Source organism: Clostridium frigoris (genome assembly GCF_018861865.1).
Classification (GTDB): domain Bacteria; phylum Bacillota; class Clostridia; order Clostridiales; family Clostridiaceae; genus Clostridium_AD; species Clostridium_AD frigoris.
The window spans coordinates 129922-148930 of the sequence record NZ_JAHLDV010000001.1; the positions used below are offsets into that span (position 1 = coordinate 129922).

Below are 19009 nucleotides of genomic sequence, written 5' to 3' on the forward strand. Positions count from 1 at the left end.
AGTCTGCCATCTTCTATAAGTGGCAGTTGTCTAGACTAGTACAATTGCTTTGGTGGCAATCTAAATCTGCTTCCAAAGTTGTTAATATTTCAGCGACCCAGGAGATGATTTGATAATTATTTAAAAGGATTTTCTGATTTATAAAGCATTCCTTTGGGTTGATTAAATCCCAATTCTTTAACACCTAAATACTTAAATAAATTGTAAATTGCTTTTCCATAATGTCCAAATGCAACTGCGCCATGATGTGGATATCTCTTTTCAATTAATACATGTCGATAAAATCTTGCCATTTCTGGGATTGCAAAAATACCAATAGCTCCAAATGAACGAGTTGCAACTGGTAGAACTTCACCCTCTGCTACATATGCTGTTAATTCTGCTTCTGCATTGCTTTGTAAACGGAAGAATGTTATTTCCCCAGGAATAATATCACCCTCAAGCGTTCCTCTTGTTATGTTTGGTTCTACATTAGGTTCTAGAGCTCTTGCCATAATCTTTTGGTTTTTCATAGTACCACTTGTTAATTTGCAAGCAGCTGTGTTTCCACAATGAAATCCCATAAATGTATCCTTTAATGTATAATCGAATTTACCTTTGATCTCTGATTCATACATATCATTTGGTACTGTATTATTAATATCAAGAAGTGTTACAACATCTTGGCTTATGCATGTTCCTATATATTCACTTAATGCACCATAAATATCAACTTCACATGATACAGGAATCCCCATTGCAGTTAGCCTGCTGTTTACATAACATGGTACAAATCCAAATTGAGTTTGGAATGATGGCCAGCATTTATTTGCAAAAACAACATACTTTCTTGAACCCTTATGTTCTTCCATCCAGTCCAGTAATGTTATTTCATATTGAGCAAGTTTTGGCAAAATACCAGGCATCTTATTTCCCTTGCCGAGTTCTTTTTCCATGCTAGCTATTACCTCTGGAATTCTTGAATCACTTGCATGTTCATTGAAGGCTGCAAATAAATCAAGTTCTGAATTTTCTTCAATTTCAACTCCTAGATTATATAGCTGTTTAATTGGTGCATTACATGCTAGAAAATCTTGTGGACGAGGTCCGAAAGATATTATCTTTAAATTGTTAAGGCCTAATAATGTAGTAGCAACAGGTACGAATTCGCAGATCATATCAGCAACTTCGCTAGCTGTTCCAACAGGATACTCAGGTATAAATGCCTTTATGTTACGTAGTGCTAAATTATAACTTGCATTTAACATTCCACAATAAGCATCTCCACGGTTATTCATTAAGTTATCTCCACTTTCCTCAGATGCGGCAGCAAACATAACTGGTCCATCAAACTGTTTTGCAAGTAAAGTCTCTGAAGTTTCAGGACCAAAATTTCCAAGGTATACTACTAATGCATTTACACCGGCCTCTTTAACTTCCTTTAATGCCTTTAACATATGTGTTTCATTTTCAACAGTTGTTAAACATTCAAATATATCAACATTAGATTTCTTAAAATTTTCTACTACTGCTTTTCTACGGCTCTCAGATAACTCCATTGGGAAGCAATCTCTGCTTACTGCAACAATTCCTAGTTTTAATCGTGGTAAATTTTTCATTTTTTATTCCTCCAATTATTTTATTATTAATGTTCATTTTTATTTTATTGAAATGTTTTCACCCTTTAATCCGATAAATGCTCCCTCGGCTCCTAAATCAGTATCTTTATGACCAATTAGCCATTTATTTCTAGCAAATAGTAAAGCATCTTCACCAGATTTGTTTATTTTATTTTCCAGCGGTAAATTAGTATCTCTAGGCAAAACAACTACACATTTAAATCCATTTTCATTTGCATTACAAGGGGCATAATGAAGCGACGTCGCATAAACCTCTATTATTGTACCAGCCGGAACTAAAAAGGCTTCTATATTTGAAGTATCATATGAATAATCTTCTTTAATATCTTGAATACAACCTAAAAGCAAAATAAAATCAGTAACTGCCACATTTATTTCAGATGACCTATGATATTCAACTGCGTTTAGTAAATAATTGTTACCATTGCAATATCCTACTTGAATAGGCAATTCACCAAATTTCCTAATTTTTAAATCATTAGCAATTTTTAAAATTTCAAATTCTTTAATTGATGGTTCATAAACTACATCTGTTGGCATTGGTGTCGTTTTCATTTTTTCAATTAATTCAGAACAATTGTAATTATTTAAAATATGTCCATATTTTTCGAACTCAATATCTGTAACTTTTTTTATAATCATATTCATCTTCCCTTCCGTTTAAATATTTAGATTGTACTTAAATAACTTTTTAAACTCACTTTAATAAGTTCAGTTTACATCTCTTTTGCATTTTGTGCAATAGGTTTATGTAACCTTTTTCATTTTTTTATAAAAAATCAATAAAAGCTTGTATTATTTTCTAAATTACATTAAATATTACAGCATTCTTTCAATCTATTCGCTCAGCTAACATGCTGGACGTACAAAAAGCCTAGCATAATTGCTAGGCTTAAATTCTACCATTTTCATTATATCAAATCTAATTCTTGAAAACTTCGAATTCCATTATTATTTATTTGGTACTGTTTTTGTTGGTACTGCTTTTGTTGGTATTGTTTTTACTGGCATTGTTTTATTCTCAGACTTCTTATCCATTCTTAACATTTCGCCTATTGCTGATATACTACCAAAACTTGACAATATTTCATTTGGAAGTATAAGTTTATTAGCTGGATTCTTAGACATCTCTGTAAGAGCTTCTATCTGTTTCAATGCTATTACAGTTTCATTTGTACCTGACTCAATTATTGCTGTATTTACTTTTCTTATAGCTCCTGCTTCTGCAATTGCAATTGTCTCTATAGCACGAGCCTTACCTTCTGCTTCTAAAAGTTGTGATTCCTTAAGTCCTTCTGCACGTCTAATAGTAGCTTGTTTTTCAGCTTCAGCATTTAATATTTGAGCTTGCTTATGTCCTTCTGCTCTTTCAATTTGGCTTTGTTTTTCACCTTCTGCTGTAAGAATAAACGCTCTCTTATCTCTCTCTGCTCTCATTTGTTTTTCCATAGCTTGTTGAATCTCATTTGGTGGAACAATGTTTTTTATTTCTACAGACAAGATTTTTATTCCATAAGCATCTGTAATTTCATCAATTATTTCAAGAAGCCTAGAATTTATTCTATCTCTTCCTGATAATACATCATCCAGTGTCATGTCTCCCACAATATTTCTCATATTAGTAATAGTAGAGTACACAATACCTGATTTATAATCCTCAATGTTATACACTGCATCTCTTGAATTAATAACCTTATAGAATATAACATTATCAATTGATATATTTACATTATCCTTAGTTATAACATTCTGTGGTTGTATGTCGAGTATTTGTTGCTTAGTAGAAATTTTTCTACGAACGAAATCAGCAAATGGAATTGTAAAATGCCAACCCGGCTCTAATATCCTGTGAAACTGACCAAATCTTTCTATTAGAAGCACATACCCTGTATTAACAATTTTAATAGATGTTAAAATCATAACAACTATTAGTAATAATAAAACTAAACCTATAATAGGACCCATAACAAATTCCTCCTTAAATTTTAATATAACTTACGCTTTAGCTATTAATAATTTATTTCCTTCAATACCAGTAACTCGTACTAAGTCACCTTTTTTTAAAGGTTCGCCATCATTTTTAACAGTCCAATAAATTCCTTGAAACTTAATATTTCCTTTTTCATCAACATCTTTTGTTAATGTGAATTCTTTTCCTACATATCCTTCTTCCATAGTCAAAGTTTTTTTCACAGTTTTGCTTATGGTCTTCTTAACTATAGGATAACCTACAGACATGGCCAATCCACTAAGTGCTATAAAAATAATTATTTGAACAAATATTGGTGCATCGAATCCAATAGAAATAATTGCTCCGAGTGCTCCAGCAGCAAACCATACAAACATAAAACTACTAGTTGTAATATCAATGGCTATTGCCGCCACTGCCACAACTATCCAAAGTATCATCGGCGTCCAGATCATATTGTACCCCCTCACGAATATAAAATTTTATTAACTTTAACAACTTATGTCATTATTAATCTATATCCTAATTATATAACTTTTATAAGTTTTATAAGTTTTAAAGCCAATATTTATTACTATAGATTATTTATAAACAATATTCATCTTTTATGAATTGAACTGATGAATTTTTATAATGTTATAATTATATTATATTGTATATACTAAACTTTATAAAGTTTTATTTTAATATATTATATATTTTTTTGTACATTTCTGTTATTTAACCGGCTATTATTACAAATTTACTCTCATATACTTAATATTACTTAACATGGAAATTGTTATTTCTAATGTTAATATAAACCATTAATTAAAGCATTGGTAAAATAATCATTAACGTCTCTACTAATGTATTCAAAATAATGATATAATTCTACTAAATATTTGTTATATAAATTGGTATTTGCATATACTATATTTGAAAAACCAAAGAAAGGTCGTGAATTAGTTTGGAAACTTCTTTTATAAAAGTTTCTGCTGCTTGTCCTATAGTAAATGTGGCAGATATAGAATTCAACTTAATTAACATACAAAAATGCATTAATCAGGCTTACGCGGAGAACTCAAAATTCATAGTTTTCCCAGAGCTTTGCATAACAGCTTATACTTGCGCAGATTTGTTTTTGCAACAGCAATTAATTAAAAAATCTGAAGATGCAATTAAATCTCTATGTGAGTTTTCGCAGAATAAAGATATATTAATTGCTGTGGGCTCTCCACTTTACTTTAATGATTGTCTATACAATTGTGCTTACATAATATTTAACGGAAAACTTTTAGGAATAGTACCAAAAAGCTATATCCCTAATTACTCTGAGTTTTACGAGAAAAGATGGTTTGCAGAGGGTCTTGGCATAATAAATAAAACTGTAAATCTTTCTTTTGCAGATGGCGTTCCTTTTGGAACAAACTTATTATTTACTTGTGGAAATATTAAATTTGGTTTTGAAATTTGTGAAGATCTTTGGGTAACCATTCCTCCAAGCAGCTATTTATCTCTTCAAGGTGCAAATATAATTGCTAACCTATCTGCTTCTAATGAATTAGTTAGTAAGGCTGATTACAGGAAATCCTTAGTAGCATCTCAAAGTGCAAGGTGTATGTGTTCTTATTTATATGCTTCCTCTGGTGTTTTTGAATCTTCTACCGATTTAGTTTTCAGTGGTCATCTTTTAATTAGTGAAAATGGTTTATTATTAAAAGAAAATAATAGATTTCAAAGAGACAACGAAGTTATCACTTCTATTATTGATATAAATAAATTAGATAGTGAAAGATTAAAAAATACAAGTTTTAGAAATACTAATTCCATATGTCCTTTTGAAATCAAAGAAATTTCTTTCCAATTTAAGAGTTTAGATTTTGGTATCTTTAATAGAGATATTGATAAATATCCTTTTGTTCCGTCAGACCTACTTGCGCGTGAGGTCCGCTCAGCAGAGATATTTAATATTCAATCTTCCGCTCTTGCTAAAAGATTTTCATACACTGGACTTAATAAAGCGATAGTTGGGATTTCCGGAGGACTTGATTCAACACTAGCACTACTTGTTATAGTTAAAACCTTTGATAAATTAAAAATACCACTAAAAAATATTATAACTATAACAATGCCTGGTTTTGGTACTACAGACAGAACTTATTTGAATGCAGTAAATCTATGCAAAAATCTAGGAACTGATCTTCGTGAAATTAATATAGTTGATGCGTGTCTTTTACATTTTAAAGATATAGGCCATCCAGTAGAAAAACATGATGTAACTTATGAAAATGTTCAAGCAAGAGAACGGACACAAATTCTTATGGATCTTGCAAATAAAGAAGGCGGACTGTTAATAGGTACCGGTGATTTATCAGAACTTGCTTTAGGTTGGTGCACATATAATGGAGACCATATGTCTATGTACTCTGTAAATTGTTCAATTCCTAAGACATTGGTTAGATATTTAGTCAAATATGTAGCAGATAAGGAATCATCAAAACAGGTTACAGACATTCTTTTAGATATTCTTGATACCCCAGTAAGTCCTGAACTTATGCCCAAAGATAAAAGTGGGAAAATAACGCAAAAGACTGAAGACATAGTAGGACCATATGTACTTCATGACTTCTTTCTTTATTATTTTATGAAGCAAGGAGCAACTCCTGAGAAGATATTGTTTTTAGCAAAACAAGCATTTAAAGGCGATTTTGAAGAAGTTGTAATAATTAAATGGTTTGATAAATTTATAAAGAGATTTTTCACTCAACAATTTAAACGTTCAGCACTACCTGATGGTCCCAAAGTAGGATCAATAAGTGTTTCTCCAAGAGGAGATCTTAGAATGCCATCAGACGCTAGTTATAATTCTTTCCTCTAATATTTTTTAACACAGAAAAAGTATATGTATTCCGCGTATTGCAATACGAATAATGCATTGAATCGAGCTTTAGAACTCCGTATTTACTTTTAATTAATTTGTTTTTTTTATCAAATCAAGTAAAAATAAAGTTACTACTCAGGCATCATAAATCATGTGAAGATATAAGAAATCTGAAAGAATACGAGTATGAATTACTCCGGAAGTAGCACCAAATAAGAAGAGCCGAAACAATTGAAATCCCATTTAAAGTTCTTCTTTTGCAAGTAAAAATTCTCGTAAGACTGCCACAGGCAGTCTAGCGAACGGTTGCACGCCGAATGTGAGAGTTAGAGAATTTTTATTTACAAAAGATTAGAACTTCTTAATGGGATTTCACGTTTCAAACTCTTATTTGGTGCCACGCCGGAGAAATTCATGGATTGAAATACGCGTAATATATACTTTTTCACTTATATATATCAACTATTAACCCTGAAATTTCATCAATAGTATTTGCTACTTTAAGATTGTCTTTTTCTTGACTAAGTAACATCTGAGTAAGTTCCTCTAATTTAGCGTCCACAGTATCTACTGTTATAAAATATTGTGTTTGCCAAAAACTAATATCTTTTTTCACCTCATACATGTGTTTTAAAACAGAATCCAAATATTCTTTAATTAAATTTTTATATGCTTTAACGTCAGCATAACATTTTGTAGTACTTAACCTATTTCCTTTCTTTTTTATGTCATCCATCATATCCTTTAACTGCTCATCTGATTTATTATGCCTAGCATTACTAAAGTTTTGAGAAAAATCCATTTTGTTTTTGACATTTTTTTTATCTGTTGAAATAGTCGAATTTCTTCTAGTTCTTGATATTTCCATAACTAACTCACCTCCAATTTATCTATATTACTGTAGTTATCTTTTTTATCTTTTACATTCTTATGTACATTATAACGAACTTTCACAGAAATAATAGCTACAACAAAAAATAAGTTTTTACCCTAAAATAATAGCTTAATTTGCAATTTTAGTTTATATTAGTATAATTATATTTAAGGTTATAATAACCTTAATATAACAAATTAAATTATGAGAGGTGTCCCAGTGAAAAGATTACTAATTATGTTTTTTTCTTTCTTTAAAATAGGATCTTTTACCTTTGGTGGAGGTTATGCCATGATCCCACTTATTGAGGCTGAAGTTGTAAGTAAAAAAAAGTGGCTTTCAAAAGAAGATTTTTTAGATATAGTTGTTATTTCTCAGACTTTTCCCGGAGCCTTAGTTGTTAATTGTAGCTTGTTTATTGGTTATAGAATTGGTGGTCCACTTGGAGCTATTATTGGACTTCTAGGAGTGGTTTTACCTTCATTTTTTATAATTTTATGCATAGCTGTTTTTTTTATGAAATTTCGTCAGTATTATTATGTGAATTTAATTTTCAAAGGTATTTCTGCTGCAGTACCCGTACTTGTACTTATAGCTGTAGTAAGCTTATCAAAATCTCTAAAGAAAAACTATGCAAATTTTATTGTAATTTTATTGTCGATTGTAAGCATATTATTTTTTAAAGTACATCCTGTTATAGTTATACTTTTGTCTGGTTTATATGGAGTTATATTTCTTGGAAAGAAGGTAAAATAAATGAGTATTTTAATTGAAATGTTTATATCCTTCTTAAAAATAGGTGCCTTTAGCTTTGGTGGAGGTTATGCTATGCTTCCACTTATCGAAAGAGAAATTGTAAAAAGCAATAATTGGATTAGTTATAAAGAGTTTGTTGATATTATTGGTATATCACAGATGACTCCAGGACCAATAGCAATAAATTCAGCCACTTTTGTAGGTTTTAAAGTAGCTGGCATTTTAGGCAGTATTGCTGCCACACTAGGTGTAATTTCCTTTTCTTTTATTTTAGTTACTATTGCAAATCATTATATTGTAAAATTTAAAGAGTCATATATAATGAAAGCCGCCCTTGCTGGTATGAGGCCCGCTATGATTGGTCTTATAATTTCTGTATTTTTATCTTTAGGACGTGAATCTTATAAAGACATTAAAAGCGTAATAATCGGATTTATAATATTTGGACTACTACTAACTAATAAATTTCATCCAATTATAACAATACTGATTTCTGGAATATTAGGCATTTTATTATATGGCCTATTACCAATATAAATTTTTTAATATTTTCCTTTGTTTACCAAATATATTTATTGTTTCATTTATAATAATATGATATGATATATTTAATGTACTAAAGGGGAGTAGCGAGGGCAGTTTTTCTGCTTTTAATTGTTCGTCATCACGGTGTACTAAATTGCACCCGGATAATTAACTCAATAGATGTTGCCAGACCTTTGTTCTATTTTTTAATAGAGCAAAGTTTTTTTTTGTCTCTAATAATTCTCACTATAATTAGAAATACTATAAAAAGAGGTGGTATTAATGTTTGCACGCAAAACTATAAAAGAAGTTCTAGAAGAATTTAACTCAAATTTAGAAACAGGACTTTCCCAAAAACAATCAGAAATACAAAGAGAAAAATTTGGACTTAATCAGTTAGAAACTAAAAAGCCTAAAACACTGTTTTCCATGTTTCTGGCCCAATTAAATGATATTTTAATTTACATTTTAATTGCTGCTGCTGTAATTTCTGCACTTCTTGGTGAAACAAGCGATGCGGTTATAATTGCTATCGTAATTGTTATTAATGCTACTGTCGGAATTATTCAAGAATCTAAAGCAGAAAAAGCTCTTGATGCACTAAAAAAATTATCCACTCCAAAAGCCGTAGTTAGGCGTGATGGAGAGGTAAAAGAAATTCCATCTCGCGAAGTTGTACCTGGCGACATTATTATTATTGACGCAGGTCGATATGTACCTTGTGATTTAAGGCTACTTGAAACTGCAAATTTAAAAATTGAAGAATCTACACTTACAGGAGAATCTGTACCAGTTGATAAAATTGCGACGCTTGTATTAAATGGTGATGATATCCCACTTGGCGATCAAAAAAACATGCTCTTTATGTCAACACTCGCAACATATGGTAGAGGTGTCGGCATAGCCGTGTCTACTGGAATGGATACTGAGATTGGTAAAATTGCTAAAATGTTAGACGAAAAAATAGATACAGAAACACCACTACAAAAAAAACTAGCACAGCTTGGAAAATTTCTTGGAATAGGTGCATTATTTATATGTGCCCTTATGTTTATTGTTGGTGTTCTTCAAAAGAGAGATCTTTTTGAAATGCTTCTTACATCAATCAGTTTAGCTGTTGCAGCTATCCCTGAAGGTCTCCCAGCAATAGTCACTATAGTGCTTGCTATGGGCGTTCAAAAAATGATTAAGCAAAACGCAATTGTACGTAAACTACCTGCTGTTGAAACTTTGGGTTCAGTAAATATTATATGTTCAGATAAGACAGGAACCTTAACTCAAAATAAAATGACTGTAATAAAATTTTATGCAGGTGAAACCCTCGAAAATATTGAAACTTTAAATATTAATGATAAAGAGCACAAGCTGCTACTTGAAAATCTTATTTTATGTAATGATGCTACTTATTCCGAGAGTTCAAAAACAGGTGATCCAACAGAAATTGCACTACTTATACCTGGTATAAACAACAATATACTTAAAGATGAACTCGAGAAAAAACACCCGCGAATTGATGAAATTCCTTTTGAATCAGATAGAAAATTAATGACTACTGTAAATAAATATGATGATGAATATTATGTAATGACAAAAGGAGCAATTGATAATCTATTAAATCTATGTACTAAAACCTATATCAAAGGTAAGATAATAGACATTACGCCTGAAATAAAAAAAGACATAATAGCAATATCTAATAGCATGTCTGATGATGCATTAAGGGTTTTAGGTGCAGCTTACAAAGTTCTTAAAACAGATCATGTAACTATTGATTCTTTAGAAAATGATTTAATATTTATTGGACTTGTTGGCATGATAGATCCACCAAGGCTTGAGGTTAAAGACTCTATTGCACTATGTGAAAAATCTGGAATTAAGACTGTAATGATAACTGGTGATCATCAAAACACAGCTTTTGCTATAGCAAAAGACCTTAATATTACAGTTGATCCTAAAGCCGTTATGTCTGGTAGCGAGCTTGATAAAATTTCAGACGTCGAATTAAATAATAAAATTGATAATATTAGAGTGTTCGCAAGAGTATCCCCAGAACATAAAGTGAAAATTATAAAAGCTTTTAAATCCAAAGGAAACATCGTATCAATGACTGGAGACGGAGTAAATGATGCACCCTCTCTTAAAATGGCAAACATAGGTGTTGCAATGGGTATAACAGGTACTGATGTAGCTAAAGGTGCAGCTGATATGGTGTTAATAGATGATAACTTTTCAACTATTGTTGCTGCTATAAAGGAAGGAAGAAACATCTTTCGTAATATCAAAAAGACTGTAATATTCCTTATATCATGTAATGTTGGAGAAATTATAGCACTATTTCTTGCAATACTTTTAGGTTGGGCATCTCCTCTTCGCCCTATCCATATATTGTGGGTTAACTTAATTACAGATACACTTCCCGCTCTAGCTTTAGGAGTCGATCCTGGTGACCCTGACGTAATGAAATATAAACCACGTAATCCAAAGGATAGTTTATTTAAAGGTGCGACCTTAAGTTTAGCTCTTAATGGATTGTTAATTGGAATACTAACCCTAGCAGCATTTGTAATAGGCGCAAAATATTATAGTGGAGCAACTAGTTTATTCCCACTATTCCCAGAAGGTCTTAAACGAGAGGCTTTAGAACATGCACAAACTATGGCTTTTGTAGTACTTAGTTGTTCGCAACTTGTTCATTCATTAAATATGAGAAATGAAAAGAAGTCAATATTCCAAATAGGTTTATTTTCAAACAAATATTTAATTGGATCTATTGTTTTAGGCCTAATGCTACAAATCTTTATAATAACAATACCACCACTTGCAAAGGCGTTTAGTGTTCATGCTTTGAGTGTTCAGGATTGGGGTTTCGTTACTTTATTGTCCCTAATGCCTCTATTCTTAAACGAGATTGTAAAAATATTTAAACGTGTCTCATCTAAGGTACAAGAAATTGAATAAATAAATAGAGGTTGACGAATTAATTCGTCAACCTCTATTTATTTGAATAATATATATCTATATTTTTTTATCTTAGTATTGAGATTACTGTGCATCATATTGTTTTGTTAATTGTTGTTTTCCTGTAACTTTACTATTAGCATCCATTTTGCATGTATTTTTAGCTTCTTGCGACGTAAAATATACATTTCCATCAACTTTAGTATCTATCAACTGAAAGTTATTTGCGCTAATGTAAAGATCCCCTTTAAAAGTTCCGTGTTCCATACTGGTTTGAGTACTTTTAATAGTTAATTTTGGTACTGCTAAAGTAAATCTATCTCCTATGTTCTTAGCTTTGTCTAGACTGTAAAGATTTATCTTACGTTCCAAAAGAGCTTTATCATTTCTAAACTCACCATCAACTACAAGGTTTTTGTTTATAGTTAGGCTTTTTTCCATATTAATAATCTGTGTACCATTTTTACTTATTGCCTTTTCAAAAGCAATCGCAGTGTTTACTCTATTTGAAGTTGTTACTAATTCCTTTTTTCCAGTAACTTTGCTTTTAGCATCCATTTTACATGTATTTTTAGCTTCAGTTGTAGTAAAATATACATTTCCCTTCACTGTAGTATCTATTAACTGAAAATGGCTTGATGACACATATAGATCACCTTTGAAGGTTCCATGTTCCATACTTGTTTTAGGACTATTAATAGTTAATTTTGGCACAGTTAAAATAAATTTAGCAGTTATGCTCTTGTTTTTATCTTGACTATATAGATTTATATTACGTCCTATAACACTTTTATCTTTTTTGAACTCACCGTTAACTACAAGATTTTTATCACTAGTTATGTTCTTTTTCAAATTAATAATCCATGTACCATTGCTACTTATGGCCTTTTCAAATTCATTTGCCGTACTTACCATTGAAGTTGCGGTTATTACCTTTGGCGTTGTTTTAGGTATTTGAGTTGGAACTTTCATGTTACACCCAACTAGTAATATGCTTAATATAGCCGATGTTAATAATATGGTTTTTGATTTCATTAAAAATCCTCCTTATTAATAAAATAATTTTTTCTTTGAATATAGTATAACCAAAAAATAAAAATTCATGTTTAATAAAAAAATTAAACCATTATTCACATATATAAACATATTTTCAATACTAATTTAATATATTGTTTTTTACAACATCAAAATGTTTCAAAAAATATTAAACGGCTAAAGCCTTTTTATATTTAAGGCTTTAGCCGTTTAAGTAATTTCTATTATTTATTCTTTTTCTATTTCTTCTAATTTAGTCTCTTGTTCTTCTAATTTAACATCTTGTTCTATTAATCTAGTACCATCTGTGTCTTGGATAATCCAGCCACTTTTCATAAGCCCACCTAATGCCCTTTTAAATGCATTTTTACTGGTTTTAAATGTTTTCTTTATATCATCTGGAGAACTTTTATCATTGTATACCATAGAACCACCAGACTTATCTAAGAATTCTATTATTTGACGTTCAACTAAATCTCTTTCTTCTAGTCTTGGTTTTCTTGCTGTTACGTCCATTTTCCCATCTTCATAATATTTCTGTACTCTAACAGTTAGCCTGTCTCCAGGTATAACATTCGCATAATTCTCGTTTCTTAGAATAACAGCTCTATAAATATCATCAATAGCTATCATTAATGTACCATTAGTCTGGATTCCGTATACTGTACCCTCCACTTCATCATCAATTTCATATGAATCTGTATCATATAAATATTTATCAATAAAAGTAGTAGCTGCAAGTCTTCCAGTCTTATCTAAATATATATAGAAAAGATATTTTTTACCTGTTTCTAAACTATAATTTTCCTCTTTAAAAGGGACCAATATATCTCTTTCTAAACCAATTTCAACAAAACTTCCTATTGTAGTCATATCAACTACCTTAAGATAAGCTAAATCACCAACTTTTGCCATTGGTCTTTTCAAAGTTGCAATTAATCTATCACTTGAGTCCCTATATATAAACGCTTCAACTTCATCGTCAATTTTAAGGGCTCTACCTACTGTACTTTTCATTGGTAATAATACATCATCATCCGTATTATCTGTCTCAGCCCCCAAGTAGTAACCAAAATCTGCCCTTCTAACTACTTTTAGACTATTAATATCTCCAATTTTTATCATTTAATATCCCCTACCTTTTTTAAACTTTTGACCAATCTATATATTTGTTAAGAATATCTACAAATTCGACTAAATACTTTTCTTCTAGCTTTGTAAATCTTCCTATCTCTTGGCTATCTAAATCTAAAACTCCATAAACTACATCATCTTTTATTATAGGTATAACAATTTCTGAATTTGTTGAAGAGTCACAAGCAATATGTCCTAAGAAATCATGAACATTTTCTACAAGTTGAGGTTTTTTTTGAGTTACAGCCGCTCCACATACTCCCTTGCCTACTTCTACTCTATTACAAGCCGGAAGTCCTTGAAACATTCCAAGAATTAATGTGTTACCACGAAGTATGTAAAAACCTGCCCAATTCACCCTATCCATAATTGCTTTAATTATTGCCGTTGCATTACACAAATTTGCTAGGTCATTTTTTTCTGAGCTAAGCTGCCCTTCTAAAAGGATGAGCATATATTTATATTTCTGCTCACTTGTCATCTTTTCTACTGCATTTAATTTTATCATTTTTCTAGCTCCTTCAATCTTTTACTCCATAATTAATTATTTTGCAATATATTTCATTGAAAGTTCTACATAATGATTTGCATTTTCCTTTATGCTTTGCTTTTCCTCAACTGTTAGTGTTCTTATAACCCTTGCTGGCACTCCCATACATAAAACGCCGGATGGTATTTTTTTCCCCTGCGTAACTAAGCTACCCGCTCCAATTATAGTATACTCTCCTATTTCTGCACCATTCAGAATTGTGCTTCCCATTCCAACTAAAGTATAATTTTCAATTGTACAACCATGTATTATAGCATTATGTCCTATAGTTACATAATCTCCGATATTAACAGCAAAATCATCATCATTATGAATCGTTACATTATCTTGAACATTTGTATAAGCACCTATAGACATAGAATTCAAATCACCTCTTAATACAGCTCCAAACCAAATGCTGCTATACTCTCCTATATCTACATTTCCTATAACGTCTGCGCTACTAGCAATAAAAGTATTTTTGTTTATATTCGGGATTTGTCCATCGAATTGATGTATCATAATTTCATCCTCACCTCTTCCATAATAATAAATACAATATCTTGTTATATAATAAGCATACATTTATTATACTACATTACATGTTAAATAAGCCCGTAATTAGTCATAATTTGAGTTAATTTATTATTTGATTTTTCGTAAAAAATATTATATAATACCATATGTAGTAGCAAATGTTTTTCAACTACTACATATGGTATTTTATTTAAAAATACATAAAATATACCTAAATAATTAAAATAACTACTTAGGTATATTAATTTCAAACATACAGAATTATATTTTACATGATTTAAGATTAATATGCAACTAATAGGAGGTGTCTATACTAGTTTTTTTAAGCTAGTATTCATTATGGCAGAGATAAAAAATTTGATTAAACGAGTTTTCACAAAGGAATTAGAAAAGAATAAAGCAATTACTGTTTTTGATTTATTTAATTGGAAAAAGGTAAATGTTTTGTTAAAAGACCATAAAACAAATAAAGTACTTTTAGACATGAAGGATTTAGAATTTCCAGAAAACTACTCACAAAATTCTTGCGATATAATCGCTTCAAAATATTTTAGAAAATCTGGTCTTAATAATAAAAAAGGTTATGAGGATAGTATGAAACTTGTAGCTCATAGACTTGTTAATTTTTGGTGTAAATCTTTAATAGACGAGACTATTATTAAATCTAAGGAAGAAGAAAGTATTGTTTATGATGAATTAATATATGCATTTTTAAATCAAATGTTTGCTCCAAATTCTCCTCAGTGGTTTAACACTGGCCTTAACTTATCTTATGGCATAAAAGGTGGATCATTAAATAACTTTTATTATGATGAAAAATCAAAAACCATAGTAAAAAGTAAAGATGCTTATACACGAACTCAAGCCTCAGCTTGTTTTATTTTATCAATTGAAGATAAATTACTCGGAAAACATTCAATTTCCGAGCAGTATGTAACAGAAACCAAATTGTTTAAAGGTGGTTCTGGTACTGGAACTAATTTTTCGAGCATTCGTGGCATTGGAGAAAAATTATCTAGTGGTGGTATTTCCTCAGGTCTCATGAGTTTTTTAAGAGGCCTTGATAGGAATGCTGGTGCAATAAAATCTGGCGGAACTACAAGGCGCGCAGCTAAAATGTTATGCCTTGATATAAACCATCCTGAAATAATGGAGTTTATGACCTGGAAAGCTAAAGAAGAAGATAAAGTAAGGGCTCTAACTAAAATGGGTTATGATGGTAGTTTTGAGGGAGAGGCTTATGAAACTGTTTCTGGTCAAAATGGAAACAATTCTATAAGATTCTCAGATGAATTCATGACGAAAGTTGATAATTTATCAAACGAACCCAATAAAACTATTACCCTTAAGGGCAGATGCGACCCAGCGATTGACAACGATATAAGTGTAAAAAAATTATGGGATACCTTTAATGACGCTGCTTGGAAATGTGCAGACCCAGCTCCCCAGTTTGATGACATTTTTAATGCATGGCACACTTGTCCTGCTGGAGAAGATGGAGAAGTTGGCGCTAAACATAATAGAATTAATTCAACTAATCCTTGTGGAGAATATGCCTTTTTAGATGATACTTCTTGTAACTTAGCATCTATTAATATATATAAATTTTATGATGCTAAAACTAAAAAGTTCGATGTAGATGGATATGTACATTTAATAGGACTTACTCAGTTAGTTCTTGAAGCTTCAATACATTGGGGACAATTTCCAACTGAAGATATAGCAAGAAAAACTTATTTGTTTAGAACCACCGGTCTTGGACTATCAAATTTGGCTTCATTATTTATGGTTATGGGCTATCCCTATGACTCTGAAGATGCTAGAAATATAGCATCATCTCTAACTGGAATAATGACTGCGCAGTCTTATTATGTTTCATCCTTGATTGCCAAGGAATTATCTCCTTTTGAAAAATATGATATCAATAAAGACTACATGCAGATAGTTATAAGAAATCATGCAAGGGCAGCCGGCGCAATAAAGAGTGACTTTGAAAATCTTAACTATGAACCTATAAAAGTTGATCATGCTATTTTAAATAAAGACTCTTTGGGTGCCATAAGTGAAACTTTAAAAAGTTGCTGGACAAAAGCATTAAGTAGCGGCGAAAACTATGGTTTTAGAAACGCTCAAGTTACAGTTTTAGCTCCTACTGGTACTATTTCATTTGCTATGGATTGCGGTGCAACATCTGTAGAACCATATTTCAGTCATTTTGTTTATAAGAAATTATCTGGTGGCGGTTTTATGACCATCGTAAATCCTGTAATTAAAGATTCTCTTACTAACCTTGGATATACAGAGAGTGAAACAAATGATATTTTTGATTACATTCTAAGAAAAGAAATGGTTGATGAAAACGGCTTTAAATACGAAAAAATTGTGGACGGTAAAATCGAGGGTGCTCCTCATTTGAAACGGGAACATTTATCTATATTTGATACAGCAAATAAGTGTGGCAGCGGTAAAAGATATATTTCATTTATGGGACACGTTCTTATGATGGCAGCAATAACCCCTATGATATCTGGTTCTATATCAAAGACCGTAAACTTACCTAAAAATGCTACTATTGAAGATTTTAAAGAAGTTATATTAACTTCTTGGAAATTAGGCGTAAAAGGTATCGCCTTATATAGAGATGGTTCAAAGGCAAGTCAACCATTAAACACTACACTATCCGAGGATAAAGAACTATTACTTGAAGATTTATCATATGATGCTCTTTTAAAGAAAGCAAAATCATTACAAAAAACTTCAAATAAATCACATTCAATTCGTGAGAAACCAATTGGGATACGTTATGGCACTACTCATCCTGCTCAAATTGAAGATGTGAAAATCTACACTACTGTTAATAGGCGTTCAAATGGAGAGATTTCTGAAATATATATAACAACAGACAGAGAAGGCACTATTATTACTGGATTACTAAATTCTCTATCTAAAGCAATATCAGTTATGCTTCAACACCACGTTCCTGCAGATGCTATCTCAAAGATGCTTCGAGGTCAAAAATTTGAACCTTATGGTTTTGTACAAAAACATCCTTATATTAAATCAGTTTCATCTATTTCTGACTTGATTAGCAAGATAATTGATATAGAGCTAGGTGACTATAGTAGGTGTCAAATTAAGCCTGACAATTATGAGAACACAAATATTCCAAGTAACCCATTAATCCCTGTTGAAAATGAAATTTCAACTACTTTAGAGGGAACTGAAAATGTTGTATCCCCTGCAAGTAAAGATGATGGTAAGATCCAAGGTGAAAGATTGTACTCTGAAACTTGCTCACTTTGCTCAAGTACTAGGCTTGTAAGAAATGGTACTTGTAAAGTTTGCCTTGACTGTGGAACTACAACTGGATGTAGTTAATAACTACATTGCAAATGGCATAATATAGTATATGCCGCCCTGTCAAACCAATTATGACATGTATAAATACAAGGTACTCTTTTAGAAGAGTACCTTTTTATTTTGATTTTTTTTCCACCGCCAAACAAGTTTTTTATATAGAAATGTTATTATTGACATCATATGCAAGCAATGTATACTTATAGTATACTCGAATATACTTTACAACCTGGAGGGTAATATCCATGGAAATTATAGAACGCAAGGAAAAAGAACGTTTAGTTCGTAAAAACAGATGATGGATTCAATCTTTTATTAAGGTCTATTAAATCATCTCTTAGGTTGCTGAAATGTCGTTAAAAATAAAGGAGATTAGTTATGACTATTGTACGAAAAATAGTATTAGTTGTAATCTGTATAATGGTTTTGTCGGGTGGATTAATTGGAGGAAAATATTTGATTTCTGTGCATAAATACAAGAAAATAGTAAGTGAACTTAAAATTGGTAGCGTTGATTTATCAAAGGTTTCTGATGGAATATATACCGGTTCTTGTAATGCAGAATTTGTTGCTGCAAAGGTTTCAGTTACAGTTAAGGATCACAAAATTAAAGATATAATCCTACTAAGCCATAAAACTGAAAGAGGAAAAAGTGCAGAGGTTATACCAGGAAATGTAGTTAAGGCTCAAAACCTTCACGTAGATACTATTACAGGCGCAACAAACAGTAGTAAAGTAATTTTAAAATCCATTGAGATTGCATTAAACGCTGGTAAATCATAAACATATATAAATCTTAACACTTCACTTGATAACCACAAGTTTGTTCAACTTTCTAGAATATAGTTGAAAA

Annotated in this window: 15 protein-coding genes; 6 read left to right on the plus strand and 9 right to left on the minus strand. The window is 31.0% G+C overall.

Annotation, left to right across the window (positions count from 1 at the left end; genetic code table 11):
* Nucleotides 1–116: 116 nt before the first annotated feature.
* From KPL37_RS00565 to KPL37_RS00580, 4 genes are all read right to left on the minus strand, one after another.
* The gene (locus KPL37_RS00565) at nucleotides 117–1598 is read right to left on the minus strand and encodes an L-fucose/L-arabinose isomerase family protein (RefSeq protein ID WP_216145240.1); all 1482 of its coding nucleotides are present in this window, start codon (nucleotides 1596–1598) and stop codon (nucleotides 117–119) included.
* Nucleotides 1599–1637: 39 nt separating this feature from the next.
* The gene (locus KPL37_RS00570; protein ID WP_216145241.1) at nucleotides 1638–2261 is read right to left on the minus strand and encodes a DUF4867 family protein; all 624 of its coding nucleotides are present in this window, start codon (nucleotides 2259–2261) and stop codon (nucleotides 1638–1640) included.
* Between the two features lie 309 nt (nucleotides 2262–2570).
* Complete coding sequence (locus KPL37_RS00575; protein ID WP_216145242.1) at nucleotides 2571–3584, minus strand: SPFH domain-containing protein; 1014 nt, start codon at nucleotides 3582–3584, stop codon at nucleotides 2571–2573.
* A 30-nt stretch (nucleotides 3585–3614) separates the two neighbouring features.
* Nucleotides 3615–4043, minus strand: a complete 429-nt coding sequence (locus KPL37_RS00580) for an NfeD family protein (RefSeq protein ID WP_216145243.1) — start codon at nucleotides 4041–4043, stop codon at nucleotides 3615–3617.
* Between the two features lie 494 nt (nucleotides 4044–4537).
* Here KPL37_RS00580 and KPL37_RS00585 point away from each other — a divergent pair, with 494 nt between their 5' ends.
* Nucleotides 4538–6448, plus strand: a complete 1911-nt coding sequence (locus KPL37_RS00585) for an NAD(+) synthase (RefSeq protein ID WP_216145244.1) — start codon at nucleotides 4538–4540, stop codon at nucleotides 6446–6448.
* A 448-nt stretch (nucleotides 6449–6896) separates the two neighbouring features.
* Here the strand turns inward: KPL37_RS00585 and KPL37_RS00590 are convergent, their stop codons facing one another.
* The gene (locus KPL37_RS00590) at nucleotides 6897–7319 is read right to left on the minus strand and encodes a YaaR family protein (protein ID WP_216145245.1); all 423 of its coding nucleotides are present in this window, start codon (nucleotides 7317–7319) and stop codon (nucleotides 6897–6899) included.
* A 210-nt stretch (nucleotides 7320–7529) separates the two neighbouring features.
* Between KPL37_RS00590 and KPL37_RS00595 the strand changes: the two genes are divergently transcribed.
* The 3 genes from KPL37_RS00595 to KPL37_RS00605 all read left to right on the plus strand — a co-directional run bounded on the left by KPL37_RS00595 (nucleotide 7530) and on the right by KPL37_RS00605 (nucleotide 11564).
* Complete coding sequence (locus KPL37_RS00595; protein WP_246578067.1) at nucleotides 7530–8081, plus strand: chromate transporter; 552 nt, start codon at nucleotides 7530–7532, stop codon at nucleotides 8079–8081.
* Nucleotides 8082–8618 carry a chromate transporter gene (locus KPL37_RS00600; protein WP_216145247.1) on the plus strand — a complete coding sequence of 179 codons (537 nt, stop codon included), beginning with the start codon at nucleotides 8082–8084 and terminating at the stop codon, nucleotides 8616–8618.
* Between the two features lie 270 nt (nucleotides 8619–8888).
* Nucleotides 8889–11564, plus strand: coding sequence for a cation-translocating P-type ATPase (locus tag KPL37_RS00605; RefSeq protein WP_216145248.1), 2676 nt, complete (start codon nucleotides 8889–8891; stop codon nucleotides 11562–11564).
* A gap of 84 nt (nucleotides 11565–11648) precedes the next feature.
* Here KPL37_RS00605 and KPL37_RS00610 read toward each other — a convergent pair whose 3' ends face one another.
* The 4 genes from KPL37_RS00610 to KPL37_RS00625 all read right to left on the minus strand — a co-directional run bounded on the left by KPL37_RS00610 (nucleotide 11649) and on the right by KPL37_RS00625 (nucleotide 14784).
* Nucleotides 11649–12599, minus strand: a complete 951-nt coding sequence (locus KPL37_RS00610) for a hypothetical protein (RefSeq protein ID WP_216145249.1) — start codon at nucleotides 12597–12599, stop codon at nucleotides 11649–11651.
* 228 nt (nucleotides 12600–12827) lie between these two features.
* A complete protein-coding gene (locus KPL37_RS00615) occupies nucleotides 12828–13724 on the minus strand; it encodes a CvfB family protein (protein ID WP_216145250.1) in 897 nt (298 codons plus the stop codon).
* 19 nt (nucleotides 13725–13743) lie between these two features.
* Entirely contained in the window at nucleotides 13744–14241 is a 498-nt protein-coding gene (locus tag KPL37_RS00620; RefSeq protein WP_216145251.1) for a GAF domain-containing protein, read from the minus strand.
* A gap of 36 nt (nucleotides 14242–14277) precedes the next feature.
* On the minus strand, nucleotides 14278–14784 hold the full coding sequence (locus KPL37_RS00625) for a gamma carbonic anhydrase family protein (protein WP_216145252.1): 507 nt from the start codon (nucleotides 14782–14784) through the stop codon (nucleotides 14278–14280).
* Nucleotides 14785–15138: 354 nt separating this feature from the next.
* On the opposite strand from KPL37_RS00625, the gene KPL37_RS00630 reads away from it, so the two are divergent.
* Nucleotides 15139–18177, plus strand: coding sequence for a vitamin B12-dependent ribonucleotide reductase (locus KPL37_RS00630; protein WP_216145253.1), 3039 nt, complete (start codon nucleotides 15139–15141; stop codon nucleotides 18175–18177).
* 357 nt (nucleotides 18178–18534) lie between these two features.
* Nucleotides 18535–18939 (plus strand): FMN-binding protein, encoded by a 405-nt coding sequence (locus tag KPL37_RS00635; protein ID WP_216145254.1) that lies wholly within the window; start codon nucleotides 18535–18537, stop codon nucleotides 18937–18939.
* Nucleotides 18940–19009 lie beyond the last annotated feature (70 nt).

Excerpts from the sequence above, each read along its gene's own strand:
- KPL37_RS00615 (WP_216145250.1), bottom strand. The coding sequence starts at position 13,724 with ATGATAAAAATTGGAGATATTAATAGTCTAAAAGTAGTTAGAAGGGCA.
- KPL37_RS00580 (WP_216145243.1), bottom strand. The coding sequence starts at position 4,043 with ATGATCTGGACGCCGATGATACTTTGGATAGTTGTGGCAGTGGCGGCA.
- KPL37_RS00625 (WP_216145252.1), bottom strand. The coding sequence starts at position 14,784 with ATGATACATCAATTCGATGGACAAATCCCGAATATAAACAAAAATACT.
- KPL37_RS00575 (WP_216145242.1), bottom strand. The coding sequence starts at position 3,584 with ATGGGTCCTATTATAGGTTTAGTTTTATTATTACTAATAGTTGTTATG.
- KPL37_RS00605 (WP_216145248.1), top strand. The coding sequence starts at position 8,889 with ATGTTTGCACGCAAAACTATAAAAGAAGTTCTAGAAGAATTTAACTCA.
- KPL37_RS00590 (WP_216145245.1), bottom strand. The coding sequence starts at position 7,319 with ATGGAAATATCAAGAACTAGAAGAAATTCGACTATTTCAACAGATAAA.
- KPL37_RS00635 (WP_216145254.1), top strand. The coding sequence starts at position 18,535 with ATGACTATTGTACGAAAAATAGTATTAGTTGTAATCTGTATAATGGTT.
- KPL37_RS00595 (WP_246578067.1), top strand. The coding sequence starts at position 7,530 with ATGAGAGGTGTCCCAGTGAAAAGATTACTAATTATGTTTTTTTCTTTC.
- KPL37_RS00565 (WP_216145240.1), bottom strand. The coding sequence starts at position 1,598 with ATGAAAAATTTACCACGATTAAAACTAGGAATTGTTGCAGTAAGCAGA.
- KPL37_RS00620 (WP_216145251.1), bottom strand. The coding sequence starts at position 14,241 with ATGATAAAATTAAATGCAGTAGAAAAGATGACAAGTGAGCAGAAATAT.
- KPL37_RS00610 (WP_216145249.1), bottom strand. The coding sequence starts at position 12,599 with ATGAAATCAAAAACCATATTATTAACATCGGCTATATTAAGCATATTA.
- KPL37_RS00600 (WP_216145247.1), top strand. The coding sequence starts at position 8,082 with ATGAGTATTTTAATTGAAATGTTTATATCCTTCTTAAAAATAGGTGCC.
- KPL37_RS00630 (WP_216145253.1), top strand. The coding sequence starts at position 15,139 with ATGGCAGAGATAAAAAATTTGATTAAACGAGTTTTCACAAAGGAATTA.
- KPL37_RS00570 (WP_216145241.1), bottom strand. The coding sequence starts at position 2,261 with ATGATTATAAAAAAAGTTACAGATATTGAGTTCGAAAAATATGGACAT.